The following is a 15,173-nucleotide window of genomic DNA, read 5'->3' as shown; positions in this document are numbered from 1 at the left end:
ACGGCGGTGCCTCAGCGGCCGTGACAGTGCTTGAACTTGCGGCCCGATCCGCAATGGCAAGGATCGTTGCGCCCCAGCTTCTGCTCAGCCGATTTGACGACGGTGCCGGTGGCTGCGGCGGCAACCCCCCTCGATTGCGACGGACCGCTCGGGCCCCGGCGCACACTGCCCGGCGACGCCTCGGATCCCGAGCCGTTGCCGCCCCCGATCTCCGCGGGCCCCAGATCCGGAGCCGAGTACTGCACATCTGTGGTCCGCGAGCGACCGTTTCTGTCGGTCGCCGCGACGCCGTGGGGCGCCCCGCCGGACGCAGCTGCAGGTCCAGCAGTGCTGTCGGCGGCGCTGGAGTCGATGGTGACCTGCACGTGCATGACGTAGGTCACGAAGTCTCGATAGGCCCGCTCGAGCATGGCTGCGAACATGTCGAAGCCCTCGCGCTGCCATTCCGAGACCGGGTCCTTCTGGCCGATGCCGCGCAGATGGATGCCCTCGCGCAGGTGGTCCATGTCGGCGAGATGCTCGCGCCAGCGTTGATCGACGAGTCGCAGCAGCACCTGCCGCTCCACCTCGCGCATGGCGGTGGGGCCGACCTCGGCTTCTCGCGCCTCGTAGCGCGCCACACCGTCAGCGCACAGCAGCTCGGTGACATCGGCTGGCGACCAATCACGGCTGCCGTCGCCTGTCAGTTCCTCCGCCGTGAGCTCGCTGGGCCAGAAGGTGCGGATGGTCGCCAGCAGACCGTCGAGGTCCCACTCACGCACGACATCGCCGGCGCAGTGATCGGAGACTGCGGCCGCGGTGGCGTCCCGCAGGTATTCGAGCGACTCAGCCCGCAGGTCATCGCCGCCGAGGATCTGTTCACGCCGGGCGTAGATCACCTTGCGCTGCTCGTTCATCACCGCGTCGTATTTGAGGACGTTCTTGCGCACCTCGGCGTTCTTCTGCTCGACCGTGTTCTGGGCGCGCTCGATGGCCTTGGTGACCATCTTCGCCTCGAGCGGCACGTCGTCGGGCAGCGTGCGATCCATCACCCAGTTCACGGCACCGGTCGCGAACAGGCGCATGAGGTCGTCTTCGAGCGACAGATAGAAGCGGCTCTCGCCCAGGTCGCCCTGACGACCGGAACGGCCTCGCAGCTGGTTGTCGATGCGACGCGACTCGTGTCGCTCGGTGCCAAGCACGTACAGCCCGCCCAGTGTGCGCACCTGGTCGCCCTCGGCCCGGCACTCGGGCTCGTAGCGCTCGACGAGCTTCATGAAGGCATCGGTGTTGGCGGGATCATCAGCGTCGACCTTGTCGCGCAGCAAGTCACGCCGGGCGAGCCCTTCCGGGTTGCCCCCGAGCAGGATGTCAACGCCGCGGCCGGCCATGTTGGTAGCGACCGTGACCGAACCGAGTCGCCCCGCCTGGGCAATGATCTCGGCCTCGCGCGTGTGCTCCTTGGCATTGAGCACGCTATGGGTGATCCCGCGCCGGTCCAGCGCTGCGGCCAGCTTCTCGGAGTTCTCGACGGTCACGGTGCCGACCAGGATCGGCTGGCCCGTGCGCGTCCGTTCGGAGATGTCATCGACGACCGATTCGAGCTTGACGAACTCGGTCTTGTAGATGAGGTCGCCGTGATCGGCCCGTGCGACCGGGAGGTGGGTCGGCACCGGGACGACGTCGAGGCCGTACGTGCTGGCGAACTCGGCAGCCTCGGTGGCAGCCGTGCCGGTCATGCCGGCGAGCTTGTCGTACAGGCGGAAGTAGTTCTGCAGGGTGATGGTGGCGAGCGTCTGGTTCTCTTCCTTGATCCGCACGCCCTCTTTGGCCTCGACCGCCTGATGCAGCCCCTCGCTCCAGCGCCGGCCCTCAAGAATCCGGCCGGTGAACTCGTCGACGATCTTCACTTCGCCGTGCGAAACCACGTAGTCGCGGTCGCGCCCGTACAGCTCCTTTGCCCGCAGGGCCGCATTCATCTGGTGGACGAGATTGGCCGAGACCTCGTCGTAGAGGTTGTCGATGCCCAACGCCCCCTCGACCTTGCTGATGCCCGGCTCAAGCACCGCAACGTTGCGCTTGTCCTCTTCGACCTCGTAGTCGACGTCGCGCACCATCGTGGCTGCAATGCGTGCGAACTGCTGGTAGAGCTTCGCCGCGTCCGCGACCCGCCCGCTGATGATGAGCGGGGTGCGCGCCTCGTCGATGAGGATCGAGTCGACCTCGTCCACGATGCAGTAGTTGTGGCCGCGCTGCACCTGCGCTGTGCGCGTCGGCGCCATGTTGTCGCGCAGGTAGTCGAAACCGAACTCGTTGTTGGTCCCGTAGGTGATGTCTGCGCCGTATTGGCGGCGCTTGTGCTCGCTGTCGTACGCACTGGGGACGACGAGACCGATGTCGAGGCCCAAGAAGCCATGGATGCGGCCCATCCATTCGGCGTCGCGCGCTGCGAGGTAGTCGTTCACCGTGACAACGTGGACACCCTTGCCGCTCAGCGCGTTGAGGTAGACGGGCAGGGTCGACACGAGCGTCTTGCCCTCGCCGGTGCGCATCTCTGCCACCCAGCCGAAGTGCAGGGCTGCCCCGCCAATGAGCTGGACGTCGTAGTGACGCTGGCCGATGACACGCCGAGCCGCCTCACGGGAAACAGCGAAGGCGTCGATCAGAATGTCGTTGAGTTCCGCCCCTCGATCCAGCTGGGAGCGAAAGTCAGCAGTTCGCGCCCGGAGCTGATCGTCCGAGAGCACCTCGACAGAAGGCTCGACAGCGTTGATTTCTGGAACCAACGCCTCCAGCGCCTTCAGCTTCTTGCCTTCCCCGGCACGGAGCACACGCTGGAACAGGGCCACAACCGCAGGCTACCGGTGGCCTCCAGCCCGAAAGCCGAGATTTTCTGGGCGCCTTGTCTGGGCGCGCCGCGGTGTGGGTGCGCTGCTCAGCCGTCGATGTCGATGAGCCCTGCGTGGCCGTCAGACCGCAAGTACACGACGCTCGGCTTGTCGCTGTCGATGTTCACGAACAGGAAGAAGTCGTGGTCGAGCAGTTGCATGCGCATCACCGCTTCGGTGGGATCCATCAATTCCAGATCGAACGTCTTGCGGCGCACGATCCGCGGCACCCATTCGGGGTCGTCCGGGCCGGGAGCATCAGCGGCGGGCGTGGTGTCGTTGACCAAGTCGTTGTCCAGCCGCGCCAGCGGATGGTGCACCTCGTCGCGTTGCAGGTTCGGCCGGTGCCGTCGCACGACGCGGGTCTTGAGCTTGCGCAGCTGCTTGCCCAGCTTGCCGACTGCAAGATCCACCGCTTGGTGCTGGTCGGTCCCCGCAACCGTGGCGCGCACGTGATGGCCGTGGCCGAGCAACGTCACCTCGACCTGCTCTCGCTCGGCAATGCGCGGGTTCTTCTCCTCCCGGAACACCACCTCGGCGCGCTCCAGATCGCCGACGAATCGGTCGAGCGCTCCGATCTTCCTCTCTACCGCGGCCCGCACGTCGTCGGGAACCTGAACCTTGCGACCGGTGATGGAGATCTGCACTCGGCTTTTCCTCAGCTTTCTGGGTGTGCCACCGGTTCGGCGGCACCGCCCGCTTCCGAAGGGAACGCCATGTTAGGCAACTGAATCGGGCCGGTCGACCCAGCCTTGGTCGCCGCGCCGGGCGCACGCGGCCACATGAACCGCATCCGCCCCCGCTTCGAGCAGCGCAGCAGTGGCCACGCGCAACGTCGCTCCGGTGGTGAGCACGTCGTCCACCAACAGGATGCGGCGTCCCGCCGCCGCCGTGCGCGCAACAAAGCTCGGTCCGGCCAATCGGTCGACACGGCTGGCGCCCGTCTGCACCGTCGTGCCGATCCGATCAAGCAAACGCTCTCGACGAATTCGCGACGCTCTGGAGACCGCTCGCGCCACCATCTCGGCTTGATCAAAGCCCCGAGCGCGACGATGCGCTGGCGTCGTCGGCGCCCATGTGACGGTGTCGATGTGCGCTGGCGCCCGGTGATCTGGCGCCCGGTGAGTCAGGGCCCGGTGAGTCAGGGCCACCGATTCCCCCAGCCAGCGTGCAATGGCGCGCTCGCGCCGGTACTTCAACGCATGAATGAACTCGCGCCCCACACCCTCGTGTGAGAACAGCAGCGCAACCGACGATGCGCCCTCCACCACAGCCGGCTGCGGCGGCAGCAACGACGAAATGCACGCCTCACACGGACACCACCCCAGCAAGTCGCACCCAGGACACCGAACCTCGAACAGCACCCTGCGACCGTACGTTTGAAGTGCTGTGACGCGGGAGGGATTTCCCGCTCGATGTCAGTATCGGTAGCGGTCCGCCTTGTATGGGCCGTCGGAATCGATGCCCAGATATCCCGCTTGGGAGTCGGTGAGCCGGGTGAGCTTGGCGCCGAGCTTGTCGAGGTGCAGCCGCGCCACTTCCTCGTCGAGCCGCTTCGGCAGCACGTGCACGCCGGGTTCGAGCTGCTCTGCGCGTGCGTGAAGCTCGAGCTGGGCGAGCACCTGATTCGTGAAGCTCATCGACATCACGAAGCTCGGATGCCCGGTGGCGCAACCAAGGTTCACGAGTCGCCCCTCGGCGAGCACGATCACCGAGTTGCCCCTCGGGAACACGAACTCGTCCACCTGCGGCTTGATCGTCCGCCTCCCGACATCGGACAGCGCGCCGAGGCCGGCCATGTCGATCTCGTTGTCGAAGTGCCCGATGTTGGCGACGACGGCCTGGTGCTTCATGTGCGACATGTGCTCCGCGGAGATGATGTCGCGGTTGCCGGTCGCGGTGACGTAGATGTCGGCGATGTCGAGGACATTCTCAACACGGTCGACTTCGAAGCCCTCCATCGCTGCCTGGAGCGCATTGATCGGATCGATCTCGGCGACGATCACCCGGCAGCCCTGGCCGCGCAATGCCTGCGCGCATCCCTTGCCCACGTCTCCGTATCCCGCCACGAAGGCCACCTTGCCGCCGAGCATCACATCGGTCGCGCGGTTGATGCCGTCGATGAGCGAGTGCCGGCAGCCATAGAGGTTGTCGAACTTGGATTTCGTGACCGAGTCGTTCACGCTGTATGCGGGGAACGACAATTCGCCGTTGGCGGCCATCTCGTAGAGCCGGGCAACGCCTGTGGTGGTCTCCTCAGACACGCCACGAATGGCGGCCTCCATGGCAGTCCACAAGCCCGACTCGGTTCGCGCCAGGCCTGCGAGCAGCTCGTGCACGGCGACCTCGTCAGGCGAGGCGCCGCCGGTCGGCTCGCCGTCGGCACTGGTGAGGCTCGGCACAGCGCCCTCGGCCTCGTATCTGGCACCCAGATGCACCAAGAGCGTGGCGTCGCCGCCGTCGTCCACGATCAGCGTCGGACCCGGATCATCCGGCCAGCGCAGGGCGCGGAAGTTGCAGCGCCAGTACTCGGGCAGGGTCTCGCCCTTCCAGGCGAACACCGGCACGCCGCGAGGGTCGTCGGGTGTGCCCTCCCGGCCGACGGCGACGGCCGCGGCCGCCTCGTCTTGAGTGGAGAAGATGTTGCACGACGCCCACCGAACCTCGGCGCCGAGGTCCACCAGTGTCTCGATGAGCACCGCTGTCTGCACGGTCATGTGCAGCGATCCGGTGATCCGTGCGCCGCGCAGCGGCTGCGCGTCGTAGTGCCGTGCGCGAAGGGCCATCAGCCCGGGCATCTCGCCCTCGGCCAGCTCGATCTGACGCCGCCCCGCAGCGGCCAGCCCCAGATCGGCAACCTCGAAGTCGTGGATCATGTCTTGCCCTGCTTTCGCTTGCGACGCGCTAGACGGTCTAGACGGTCTAAAGAAGACGACCTGCGGGTCGCTCCAGCTGCGACAGGATTTCGCGGACAGTGCTGAGGGATCCGCCCAGGGGGCGCAGCCACTGCGGCTCAGTACCTACGCGCACCGCCAGCCAATCCGTATCGGATGCGCCGACGCCCGTGTGCTGGCCCATCTGCCCGATCACATGTGCCTTCAACACCGCTTTCGGAATGAACCACGCATGCACTGCGAACGGAGCGATGCCGAGCGCGAAGAGGAACTCATAGTCCTGATCGCGGATCTGTTGAAAACGGTATTCGCCGTTCTGCCAGCGGGTCGAGAACTTAATTTCCACTCGCGCTCCCGAGATCAGCCGGTCAGCCGCTCGATCCGGTGATCGCACGACGTCCAAGCCGAGTTCAAGACACCACGCCGAAACTAGCTTCTCGCCGATTGCGCCGACAGTCCGCGACGGCAACGTCCGGATCCAGGCGAATGGACTGTCAATCCATTCGCCGTCGTCAGCGTCCCTATATGACTCGTGTATCTCCTGGGCGAGGGCAGCGAAGCGTGCCTCTTCCGGGTCAACAAAGCTCATTCAAATCCCGCTCTCTCTCTAGAACAGCGTCGCCGTTTCGCGCTCCGCATCGTCGACCTCAGCCAGCCGTCGCCCATCCGCATCAACCCACTCAATCGCGGTGCCATGCAGGCGGTGTCGCATCGTTTCAATGGCCTCATCATTGTCGTCGACGAGCACGAAGCGGCGACCGAGCTGCTGCGCTACAGCTCCGGTGGTGCCCGAGCCCGCAAAAAAGTCCAACACCCGGTCGCCGGGCCGTGATGATGCGCTCAGTATCCGCCGCAGGATGCCTTCAGGCTTCTGCGTCGCGTAGCCCGTGCGTTCGTTGCTGTTCGTAGGAACGATCGTATGCCACCAGACGTCCGTCGGCAGTTTTCCTCGGGCGGCTTTTTCCTTGCCAACGAGACCGGGCGCCATGTACGGAATCCGTTCGATGGCGTCTTGATCGAAGAAATAAGTACTGGGATCCTTGACATAGACGAGGATCGTGTCGTGTTTGGCGGGCCAGCGTCGCTTCGAGCGTCCTCCGTAGTCATAGGCCCAGATGATCTCGTTCAAGAAACGGTCACGGCCAAAGATCTCGTCAAGGAGCACCTTGCAGTAGTGAGCCTCGCGGTAGTCGATGTGAAAGTAGATCGTCCCGTCCGCCGTCAACAGCCGGTGCGCCTCCTCAAGCCGCGCAGCGATGAAGCACAGATAGTCGTCGTAGCGATCCGCGAACGCTGTCGAAGTGCGAGGCGTACTTGCGTATCGACGTCCACCGAATCCGATTCGGTCGCCCTGGTCATCGCGGACTACCGAAATCGACGTGCGGCGCTGCTCGCGTCCGCTGTTGAATGGAGGATCGATGTAGATCAACGGGAATGAAGCATCCGGCAGATTGGGGAGCACCTCGGCATTGTCGCCGCGGATCACCCAATCGGAAGGGCAGTCGAAATCAATCATTCGCGTTTTCCTGGATCCGTCCGCTTAGGAGGTTGCCTACGACCGAGCCAGTCTCGCGCCCCGCTCCTGTTTCACTGGGCAAGGTAGGCCTTCAGATCGGTGAGGAGCGAGATGGGCCCGGGGTCGCGTCCAGCGGCGGCGGCCATGCGGAGGCTGAGCCGGTCCACCTGGAAGATGAGGTCGAACAGCTGAGCCATCGGGCCCTCACCTTGGGCTCGGACCTCGAGATACGGCACCGGGATGTGGGCTTCGCCCAGGACGCGGCGCGCAAAGTCATAGCGACGGGCAATCTGTGGATGCTCGTAGTCGTGCCGGAGCGCGAACACGACCAGGGGCGACGCCTGATCGGGCGCACCCGCGAGATCCCAGCCGGCCAACTCGTTGTGGCACAGCTCTGGCATGGCGCTCGCATAGGCGGGGATCTTGACGTTCTCATTCACCTGGGCCTTGGCCCGGCCCGCAGCTACCGATCCCAGTAAGCCACCGCCGTAGAAGATCGGCAGCAGATGGCCTGCGCCGATCCGGCTGATCGCGTCGGACACCGCGTCAGACTCGACATCACCCAGGTCGCGCCGGGTGCACAGTTGAGCGACCGTCGCGTCGACCATCGCATCGACTCCAACGAGCAGTCCGATTCGCTCAAGCGCAACGAGCGGCGCGACGGTGATGGCGCCGACAGCGGCTCGCGGCATCGGGATCGACGGGTCCACGGCATACAGCGGCGCGTCCCACTGCCTCGACAGCTCTGCGAGCCGGCCGCCCGTGGTGACGGCGACGAGCGACGCTCCCGCGTCGTGGGCTGCGATCGCAGCTTCAAGCGTCTCTTCGGTGTCTCCGCTGAACGACACCGCAATCGCCAACGTCGTCGGACCGACAAATGCCGGGCAGTCGTAGCCCTTTGCAACCGCTACCGGCACGGTCAGTTCGGGCGCCGCCAAGGCCGCCACGATGTCGCCTGCAACGCCTGAGCCGCCCATGCCCATGACCATGACGTTCGTCACCGCACTGGCGTCGGGCAGGCCCCCGACGTAGGCGGCGGACGCGAGCGCTGCCTCCATCTGGTCGGGAAGTGCGTCGACTGCGGCGGCCATGCCGATCGAGTCGGGGCCGCCGATCGCATCGATTGGCACATCGACTGGCACATCGATTGGGACGTCGACGGGGGTGGCCCGTGGGTTCAGCTCAGTCATGGCTGGAAGGTCGGTACGAGTTCGCCGGAGTCGATCCGTGCCTCGAGGGCATCGGCGGCTGCGGCTTCGACATCGGTGGCCTCGTCGATGAGCAGCACGGGAATGCCGTCAGTGACTGCGTAGGCACGCCGCAGGCGCGGGTTATAGAGCATCGATTCGCCGGCGACGTAGTACAGCGGCCCCTTGTCCTGAGGGCAGGCAAGGATCTCGGCCAGAACGGGATCAAGCGCCACGTGGACCTCCCGGCCCCGTACAACTCCGCGAGGCCGTTTGTGGGCTGCCGGCAGCGGGTCGTGCCGTGCCGGGCTGCGGTGCGATCATGCCAGCAGCGCCCGGATTTCACTCACTCGCTGCTCGACGGCCGACGCGTCGGCGGCCTCGAGATTGAGACGCAGCAGCGGCTCGGTGTTGGAAAGACGCAGGTTGAACCACCAGTCGCCCCCGTCGACGGTCAGTCCGTCGAGGTGGTCCTGGGGCAGTTCGCCGTAGTGCGCGGCCACCCGCCGTATGACCGCGCCGGGATCTGCGACGCGCGTGTTGATCTCACCTGAGGATGCATAGCGGTCGAACGGTGCCAGCAGCTCCGACAGCGGCACGGCGGCCTCGCTCAACTGCTCCAGCGCGATCAGCGCTGCGATGAGACCGGAGTCAGCCCGGTAGTTGTCCGCGAAGTAGTAGTGGCCGCTGTGCTCGCCTGCGAAGACTGCCCCCGTGCGAGCCATCTCAGACTTGATGTAGCTGTGGCCGACCCGAGTGCGCACGGGCTGCCCGCCGGCTTCGGCGATCACCTCGCCGACAGCTCGCGAACAGATGAGGTTGTGCAGGATCGGACCCGGACCGCTGCGCCGCAACATGGTGCGTGCCACGAGGGCGGTGAGCAGCGAACCGCTGACCGCCCGGCCTGCCTCATCGACAAGGAAGACCCGGTCGGCATCTCCGTCGAATGCCAGCCCGACATCGGCGCCGGTGGCGAGGACCCGTTTCTGGAGATCGATCAGATTCTCGGGCTGGATCGGATCAGCGGGATGGTTCGGGAACGTGCCGTCCAGCTCGCCGTAGAGGACCTCACAGTCGAACGGCAGGTCGGCGAACACCGCAGGCAGCACGTAGCCGCCCATGCCGTTCGCTGTGTCGGCCACAACTCGCAGCGGAGCCAGCCGGCCGGCGTCCACAAATGAGCGGACATGGGTGACAAACGCATCGAGCAGATCACGCTGTCGGCACTCGCCGGCTCCCGCAGGCTCCAATTCGCCACGTGTGGCGATCGCGGCAATCTCAACGAGGCCGTTGTCGACGCCGACGGGAGTCGCACCGGCACCGCACAGCTTGATCCCGTTGTACTCCGCAGGGTTGTGCGACGCCGTGAGCATCGCGCCCGGCATGTCGAGATGTCCCGATGCGAAATAGAGCAGATCGGTCGAGGCCAGTCCGATGTCGATCACGTCGGCCCCGGCTGCCATCGCACCGTCCGCGAACGCGCCCGCCATCTCGACACCGCTCGGGCGCATGTCACGACCGACGACGACGCAGCTGGCGCCCGACCAGATTCCGAACGCGTAGCCGATGCCTCGAGCGGTCGTCGGACCGAGCTCGGACGGGTAAATGCCACGTATGTCATATGCCTTGACGACTACATCCAATACGTGCGCCGCAAGCGGTTCAACTGGGTCTGTCATCTCGGCTCGCAAGCCTAAGCGCAGCCGACCGTCGCGCCCCGTTCGATCGCCGTGCGCTCGGCTAAACGCTCTGTCAGACGGGCCTGAGCGACACTTCCGGCGAGCGCCGAAACGGGGCCCAATGTCAGTGTTCCGCGCACCGCTGCATGGACGATTCACGAAAGCCACTTGCGATTGTGGGCGATATTTCCTAGGATGAACGGCACATGTGACGACGGAACCGACGAGAAGCAAGCGTGTGGCGCTATGAGAAAAAGTAAGTATCAACCGACATCGCGGGAACAATTGGTCCTCGACCAGGTCGAAAACCCGCGGTATGACCGCCAGATCGTTAGTGGTCTCGAACCCTTCATGAGCGGTGCAGCGCCTGAAGATATCCGGAATTTCTATACCGAACAAGAGCTGACAGCTTTAAAGGAATTGCGTGGAACGGAGCGCGATGTTGAAGCTCGAATGCCAGTAAAACTCACACGCCATTATTTCGAAATGGCGACGTCGAGTGCACCGCTGAAAAGACTTGTAAAGGCATCGCCCGACGAAACTATAGATCTCGCAGGAGATCCAGATCCTGCCAACCAACTTGACTACAGTCCGATTGAAGGTCTGCTGCATAAGTATGAGATGGGATTGCTATATGTCATCTCGACGTGCTCGGCCCATTGCCGTTTCTGCTATCGAGAAGAACTGATCGCTCGCAAAGACATCGAGCGCACCGACGGCACGGTGAAGAAAAAGGGACTCGCAAAGATTCTCGAAGTGACGGACTACATCCATGCACACAATGCCGCCGTTGCAGCGAATGGCGGAACTCACCCCGAGACCGGACGGCCAAAGCTCCGGGAGATCCTGCTGTCAGGCGGCGATCCCATGGTGCTTCCCAACTCCAAGCTGGCGGCGTGGTTCACCTCGCTGGCTGAAGCGGGAGTCGAGGCAATCCGCGTCGGAACCAAGGAGCTGGCCTTCTATCCCGACCGATTCGACGATGCCTTCTTCAACATGATCGACCGGTTCCACGAGGTCTACCCCGAGGTCGCGTTGCGGTTGATGATCCACTTCAACCATCCCGACGAGTTCTTGCGCACAGATGGGGCTGGTCAATACATCGCTGACGAGCACGGCTTCTATGAGTGGCACCCCAGCACCCGGCGCGCCATCGACAGACTCGCCGGTCGCGGTTGGATCAGCGTGGAAAACCAGTCACCGATCATCGGCGGAGTCAACGACGACGCCGAAGCGCTGCGTGTCCTGCAACGGACGCTCAAGAGCGTCGGCGTCGAGAACCACTACTTCTTCTGCGGACGCAACATTGTTGCCTACAAAGCCTTTAACGTGCCGATCGAGACGGCGTGGGAGCTGCTGAATGAATCGCAGCGCGGGCTGTCGGGCGTCGAGTCTCACGCACGTCTCACGATCGTGCACTACAAGGGCAAGACCGAGGTATCCGCCGTCACCGACGAGCCAATTGCGGGGCTGCGAGGCGCCGAGGACGGCGTCGTCATCTTCAAGATCCTGCGCAATCCGGCGAACGCACCCGACCGGGGCAAGGTCTGCATTGTGGGGCGCAACCCCGAAGGGCTCTGGTTCGACGACTACGAGGATCGCGTGCTGCTCGACGAAGCCGGATTGTTCAGCCAGCAGCGGCCCCAGGCCGTCTTGGCACCACGGATGCGGCCACGGCACCACAGCATGCGGGACGCACGATCCGGGAGTCATGTGCGCTATGAGACCGCCGGAACGTCGACCGGAGTGTCATAGGCACCTGCGGCAGCACGGTGGCGAATGCGCCAGATGTCGGCGAGAACGCTGGCTGACTGCGCAGTGATGCGAACCGTCGTGTCCGCCGTGTGATCGACGATCACGGGCACTTCGACGGTGTCGAGACCCAGGTGCTCCGCGAGATACAGCACCTCGACGTCGAAGGCGAACCCATCGATGACGCTGCGGCAAAAGATGGTCTCTGCCGCGGCACCAGTGAAGCCCTTGAACCCGCACTGGGTGTCGCGGTAGCGCCGCAACAGCACCAACCGGGTGAAGACGTTGAACAAACGGCTGGCGGCCGATCGCAACCGGGGAGCGGAGGTGATCGTTCTCGCGTCGGCGTGCCGTCGATTGCCCAGGGCGACGTCTGCACCGTTGTCGAGCGCGTCGATCAGGGAGTTGAGCTGGCCTGGCGGATAGGCCAGATCGACATCAGTGAAGAGTCGAATCCGGCCACGGGCTGCGAGCATCCCGGTTCGCACGGCTGCGCCCTTGCCGCGGTTTTCGGGCAGTTGGACGACCACGTCTGCGCCCGCTCGTCGAGCCGCGCCTGCGGTGTCGTCGTTGGAGCCATCGTCCACGACGACAATCTCGAGACCGCCGCCGGCGACAGCCTCGTTGCCCGACAGCGCCGCGCTCACCTGGGCCACCGCCGTTCCGACGAGGTGCTCTGCGTGATACGCGGGCAGCACCACGGAGACTTCGGGTCGTGGTGCGGCCCCGGTGTCACTGTCGGAGGGCACCGTCGGGTGCTCACGCTGGAGCTGCTCATCTTCGACTGTGGCGCACGGTTCGCGCTTGTCGAAGCGGACCGGCGGCCGCACCCCGACGAGCGCCAGCGCGACCAGGCCGAGCAGTGTGAGCAGCCACGCCCCGTACTCGACCGACGTGGCGCCATAGGAGAGCTCGACGTTCTCGGCGGTCGGGATGACGACCATCCAATTCGGCGTGACGCGGTATGGGCCGTCGGCGCCGCTCACGGACCAGTTTGGGAAATAGGACACCTTCACGAGCACCGGGACACCGGTGCGGTCCACGGTGAACGAGAGCGACTCGCGCTCAGTCGAGATGTCGCTGATCTGCACAGGCGGCAGATCGCGGCGCAGCGCGGCACTGAAGCGCGCCAGCGAGTTCGGGGCATTGGCGTCTGCGTCGATGGGCGGCAGCAGCTCGACGCGCTGCCAATACGCCGGACCGCGAGCAGCGATCGGCACATCCCACGCGCCCGGATCGTTCCACCAGATGACGGCCGGATCAGTCCATGCCCGCCCCGCCTGAGGCGAATTCTGCGCCACTGCGGGCTCGAAGCGAAGCGGCGACACCAACTCGCTGCGCGCGACCTCGTAGATCGACCACTGCCCCGACGTGGCGATGCGCGCCAGATCTGCCGAGTTCTCCGCCGCCGAGGTCGCTGCTGCGGTGAACGCTGCGTAGTACTGCACCCCGGACATCTGCAGGTGGGCCACGCCGAGCTCGAAGTCCAGGGCGCTGTAGGGAAGGCCCCGCATCGGACGCGACGGCGCTGCAGAGAGCTCCGATTGCATGAGGAAATGGAACGGCACCGTCGGCGATGACTCGAAGAACAGCCCCTCCATCGACGAGATGCACCCATCGGTCCAGTGCGGGAGCAGCATCGGGGCCATCGGAGTGCCGTACGCGCCGACGACGTCGCGGTCGTACTCCCACAGCAGACGCCCGCAGCCAGAGCTGTCGCCGATGTCGTCCATCGTCTCGACGAAATCGTGATACTCGGGATAGGATGGCCGTCCTTCATAGCCGCGGAAGTTCCATCGCGCCCAGCCGCCCACGAAGTTGCGATCCTCCGCAGAGACGGTGAACGGGCCCCAGCGGTACGCGCCGTCCGAGGTATAGCCGCCGCCCGGCGAGTTGCCGAGGTACAGCGCAATCAGGAACAGCGCTGCCACGAGCGCCCCGAGGGGAGCCAGCTTCAGCATCCAGCGCGCCGCAAAACCGACACCGGCCTCCGGCCCGGCGCGGACCAACGCGTCGACAATCAGCCAGAGGCCGATCGCCGCCAGCACATAGATCGCCAAATACCAGAAAGGCAGGATTCGGGCATTCCAGAGACGGTGCTGGGGCCAGTGGATGAATGCAAAGGCCATGGTGGCGGCAATCGCGGCCCACGTCATTGCAGGCCGATTCCAGCGCGCCAAGCCCACGACAGCGCCGACGCCGGCCAGCACCAGCAGCCACGTGATGCTCAGGTGGGTGCCATCGCCGCTGATCCGGTCGGTGAAGAACAGGTGCTCGCGCACCGACGTGATGCGCTCCCAGCCCATGTCGTTGAGAAATGCTCTCCGGGCGAAAAACGGCACCGTCCAGAACGCAGACAACAAGCCTGCGACGACGCCGATGACAAGCGCATGCCACGCGCGCCGCCACTCAAGCACGACAAGCACCCCGATACATGCGACCGGTGCCGCGAGGCGCAGCACCGGCGACTCGGTGAGATTCCACAGGCCGACCCAGAGCGCGCCTGCCACGACGACGGCGCCGAACGTGCGGACGCGACCGATTCGATCCGGCAACGCGTGCAGGCCACGCACTGCCACCAACAGCACGCTCGCCGCAACCGCGAACGCGAGGGGAATGGGGTGGCACAGTGCCACGACCGCAAGCACTGCGCTGGCTCGAGCGCGCCCGGTGCCTCGCTCGAGCGAGCGCCACAGGACGCCCAGATACACCAGCGCTCCAGACAGCGCGATCGAGAACGCGAACTCCCCCGCCAGCGTCGAGGCGGCGTTGCCGCCATAGATCGTGAAGTTCACGTCGAACACAAACAGCAGCGCCGCAACGGCCGCCAGAGCCCGCAGTGGTCTCGCCCAACCCGCCAGCCGCCCCATCAGCCACGCCGCAGCCGGCATCGACACGACGCCGCTGATCGCCACGAGCTTGAAGGCCACACCGAACGGCAACACGACGTCGGCCGCCACGATCGCCAGATACGGCAGCACCATGTAGAACTGCATTGCGGGCATCCCGGCGTACCACTCCGGTGTCCAGCCCCGGAGCGATCCTGCTGGCAACAGTTCGTCACGCAGGAACGCAGGCCCCCACACGTGGGCACCCATGTCGCCGCCAGTTGGCGTCGACGCTGACATGACGCCGCCAGGATCCAGCCACAGCACCACCGCCGCGCAGCTCGCCACGACGACCGCCGTCTCGACCCACGCCGACAGGACGGCCCCTTTGTTGGCGGGGCGCAGCGTCACTGCGGCCACTCGGGCAGGCTAGCCACCGGCCTGCCCACC

General features: G+C 65.3%; 11 protein-coding genes. 1 reads left to right on the top strand and 10 read right to left on the bottom strand.

Annotated features, from left to right (window positions below):
• Positions 1-11: 11 nt before the first annotated feature.
• The 9 genes from secA to manB all read right to left on the bottom strand — a co-directional run bounded on the left by secA (position 12) and on the right by manB (position 10,143).
• Positions 12-2,828 carry a preprotein translocase subunit SecA gene (secA, locus tag ACQY5K_RS01230; protein ID WP_428119339.1) on the bottom strand — a complete coding sequence of 939 codons (2,817 nt, stop codon included), beginning with the start codon at positions 2,826-2,828 and terminating at the stop codon, positions 12-14.
• Between the two features lie 86 nt (positions 2,829-2,914).
• A complete protein-coding gene (hpf, locus tag ACQY5K_RS01225; protein ID WP_428119337.1) occupies positions 2,915-3,514 on the bottom strand; it encodes a ribosome hibernation-promoting factor, HPF/YfiA family in 600 nt (199 codons plus the stop codon).
• A gap of 72 nt (positions 3,515-3,586) precedes the next feature.
• A complete protein-coding gene (locus ACQY5K_RS01220; RefSeq protein WP_428119335.1) occupies positions 3,587-4,231 on the bottom strand; it encodes a ComF family protein in 645 nt (214 codons plus the stop codon).
• A 54-nt stretch (positions 4,232-4,285) separates the two neighbouring features.
• Entirely contained in the window at positions 4,286-5,743 is a 1,458-nt protein-coding gene (gene ahcY / locus ACQY5K_RS01215) for an adenosylhomocysteinase (RefSeq protein ID WP_428119333.1), read from the bottom strand.
• A 46-nt stretch (positions 5,744-5,789) separates the two neighbouring features.
• The gene (locus ACQY5K_RS01210) at positions 5,790-6,350 is read right to left on the bottom strand and encodes a hypothetical protein (protein ID WP_428119331.1); all 561 of its coding nucleotides are present in this window, start codon (positions 6,348-6,350) and stop codon (positions 5,790-5,792) included.
• A gap of 18 nt (positions 6,351-6,368) precedes the next feature.
• Positions 6,369-7,277, bottom strand: coding sequence for a DNA-methyltransferase (locus ACQY5K_RS01205; protein WP_428119329.1), 909 nt, complete (start codon positions 7,275-7,277; stop codon positions 6,369-6,371).
• Between the two features lie 71 nt (positions 7,278-7,348).
• Positions 7,349-8,467, bottom strand: coding sequence for an SIS domain-containing protein (locus tag ACQY5K_RS01200; protein ID WP_428119328.1), 1,119 nt, complete (start codon positions 8,465-8,467; stop codon positions 7,349-7,351).
• Positions 8,464-8,700, bottom strand: a complete 237-nt coding sequence (locus ACQY5K_RS01195; RefSeq protein WP_428119326.1) for a Trm112 family protein — start codon at positions 8,698-8,700, stop codon at positions 8,464-8,466. The genes ACQY5K_RS01200 and ACQY5K_RS01195 overlap by 4 nt, the downstream gene beginning before the upstream one ends.
• 84 nt (positions 8,701-8,784) lie before the next feature.
• Positions 8,785-10,143 carry a phosphomannomutase/phosphoglucomutase gene (gene manB / locus ACQY5K_RS01190; RefSeq protein WP_428119324.1) on the bottom strand — a complete coding sequence of 453 codons (1,359 nt, stop codon included), beginning with the start codon at positions 10,141-10,143 and terminating at the stop codon, positions 8,785-8,787.
• A 246-nt stretch (positions 10,144-10,389) separates the two neighbouring features.
• Between manB and ACQY5K_RS01185 the strand changes: the two genes are divergently transcribed.
• Positions 10,390-11,898, top strand: a complete 1,509-nt coding sequence (locus ACQY5K_RS01185; RefSeq protein WP_428119322.1) for a KamA family radical SAM protein — start codon at positions 10,390-10,392, stop codon at positions 11,896-11,898.
• Here ACQY5K_RS01185 and ACQY5K_RS01180 read toward each other — a convergent pair.
• Complete coding sequence (locus ACQY5K_RS01180; RefSeq protein ID WP_428119320.1) at positions 11,862-15,143, bottom strand: glycosyltransferase; 3,282 nt, start codon at positions 15,141-15,143, stop codon at positions 11,862-11,864. The genes ACQY5K_RS01185 and ACQY5K_RS01180 overlap by 37 nt on opposite strands.
• Positions 15,144-15,173 lie beyond the last annotated feature (30 nt).

Origin of the sequence: Candidatus Poriferisodalis sp. (assembly GCF_965262965.1) — a bacterium.
Taxonomy (GTDB): Bacteria; Actinomycetota; Acidimicrobiia; order Acidimicrobiales; family Poriferisodalaceae; genus Poriferisodalis.
Note: the sequence above shows the minus strand (reverse complement) of the source record. Positions and strands in the feature narration are given on the sequence as shown.

What these genes read in the sequence shown, in the direction of transcription:
- ahcY (WP_428119333.1), bottom strand. Translation starts at nt 5,743, where the DNA reads ATGATCCACGACTTCGAGGTTGCCGATCTGGGGCTGGCCGCTGCGGGG.
- ACQY5K_RS01210 (WP_428119331.1), bottom strand. Translation starts at nt 6,350, where the DNA reads ATGAGCTTTGTTGACCCGGAAGAGGCACGCTTCGCTGCCCTCGCCCAG.
- ACQY5K_RS01205 (WP_428119329.1), bottom strand. Translation starts at nt 7,277, where the DNA reads ATGATTGATTTCGACTGCCCTTCCGATTGGGTGATCCGCGGCGACAAT.
- ACQY5K_RS01200 (WP_428119328.1), bottom strand. Translation starts at nt 8,467, where the DNA reads ATGACTGAGCTGAACCCACGGGCCACCCCCGTCGACGTCCCAATCGAT.
- manB (WP_428119324.1), bottom strand. Translation starts at nt 10,143, where the DNA reads ATGACAGACCCAGTTGAACCGCTTGCGGCGCACGTATTGGATGTAGTC.
- ACQY5K_RS01185 (WP_428119322.1), top strand. Translation starts at nt 10,390, where the DNA reads ATGAGAAAAAGTAAGTATCAACCGACATCGCGGGAACAATTGGTCCTC.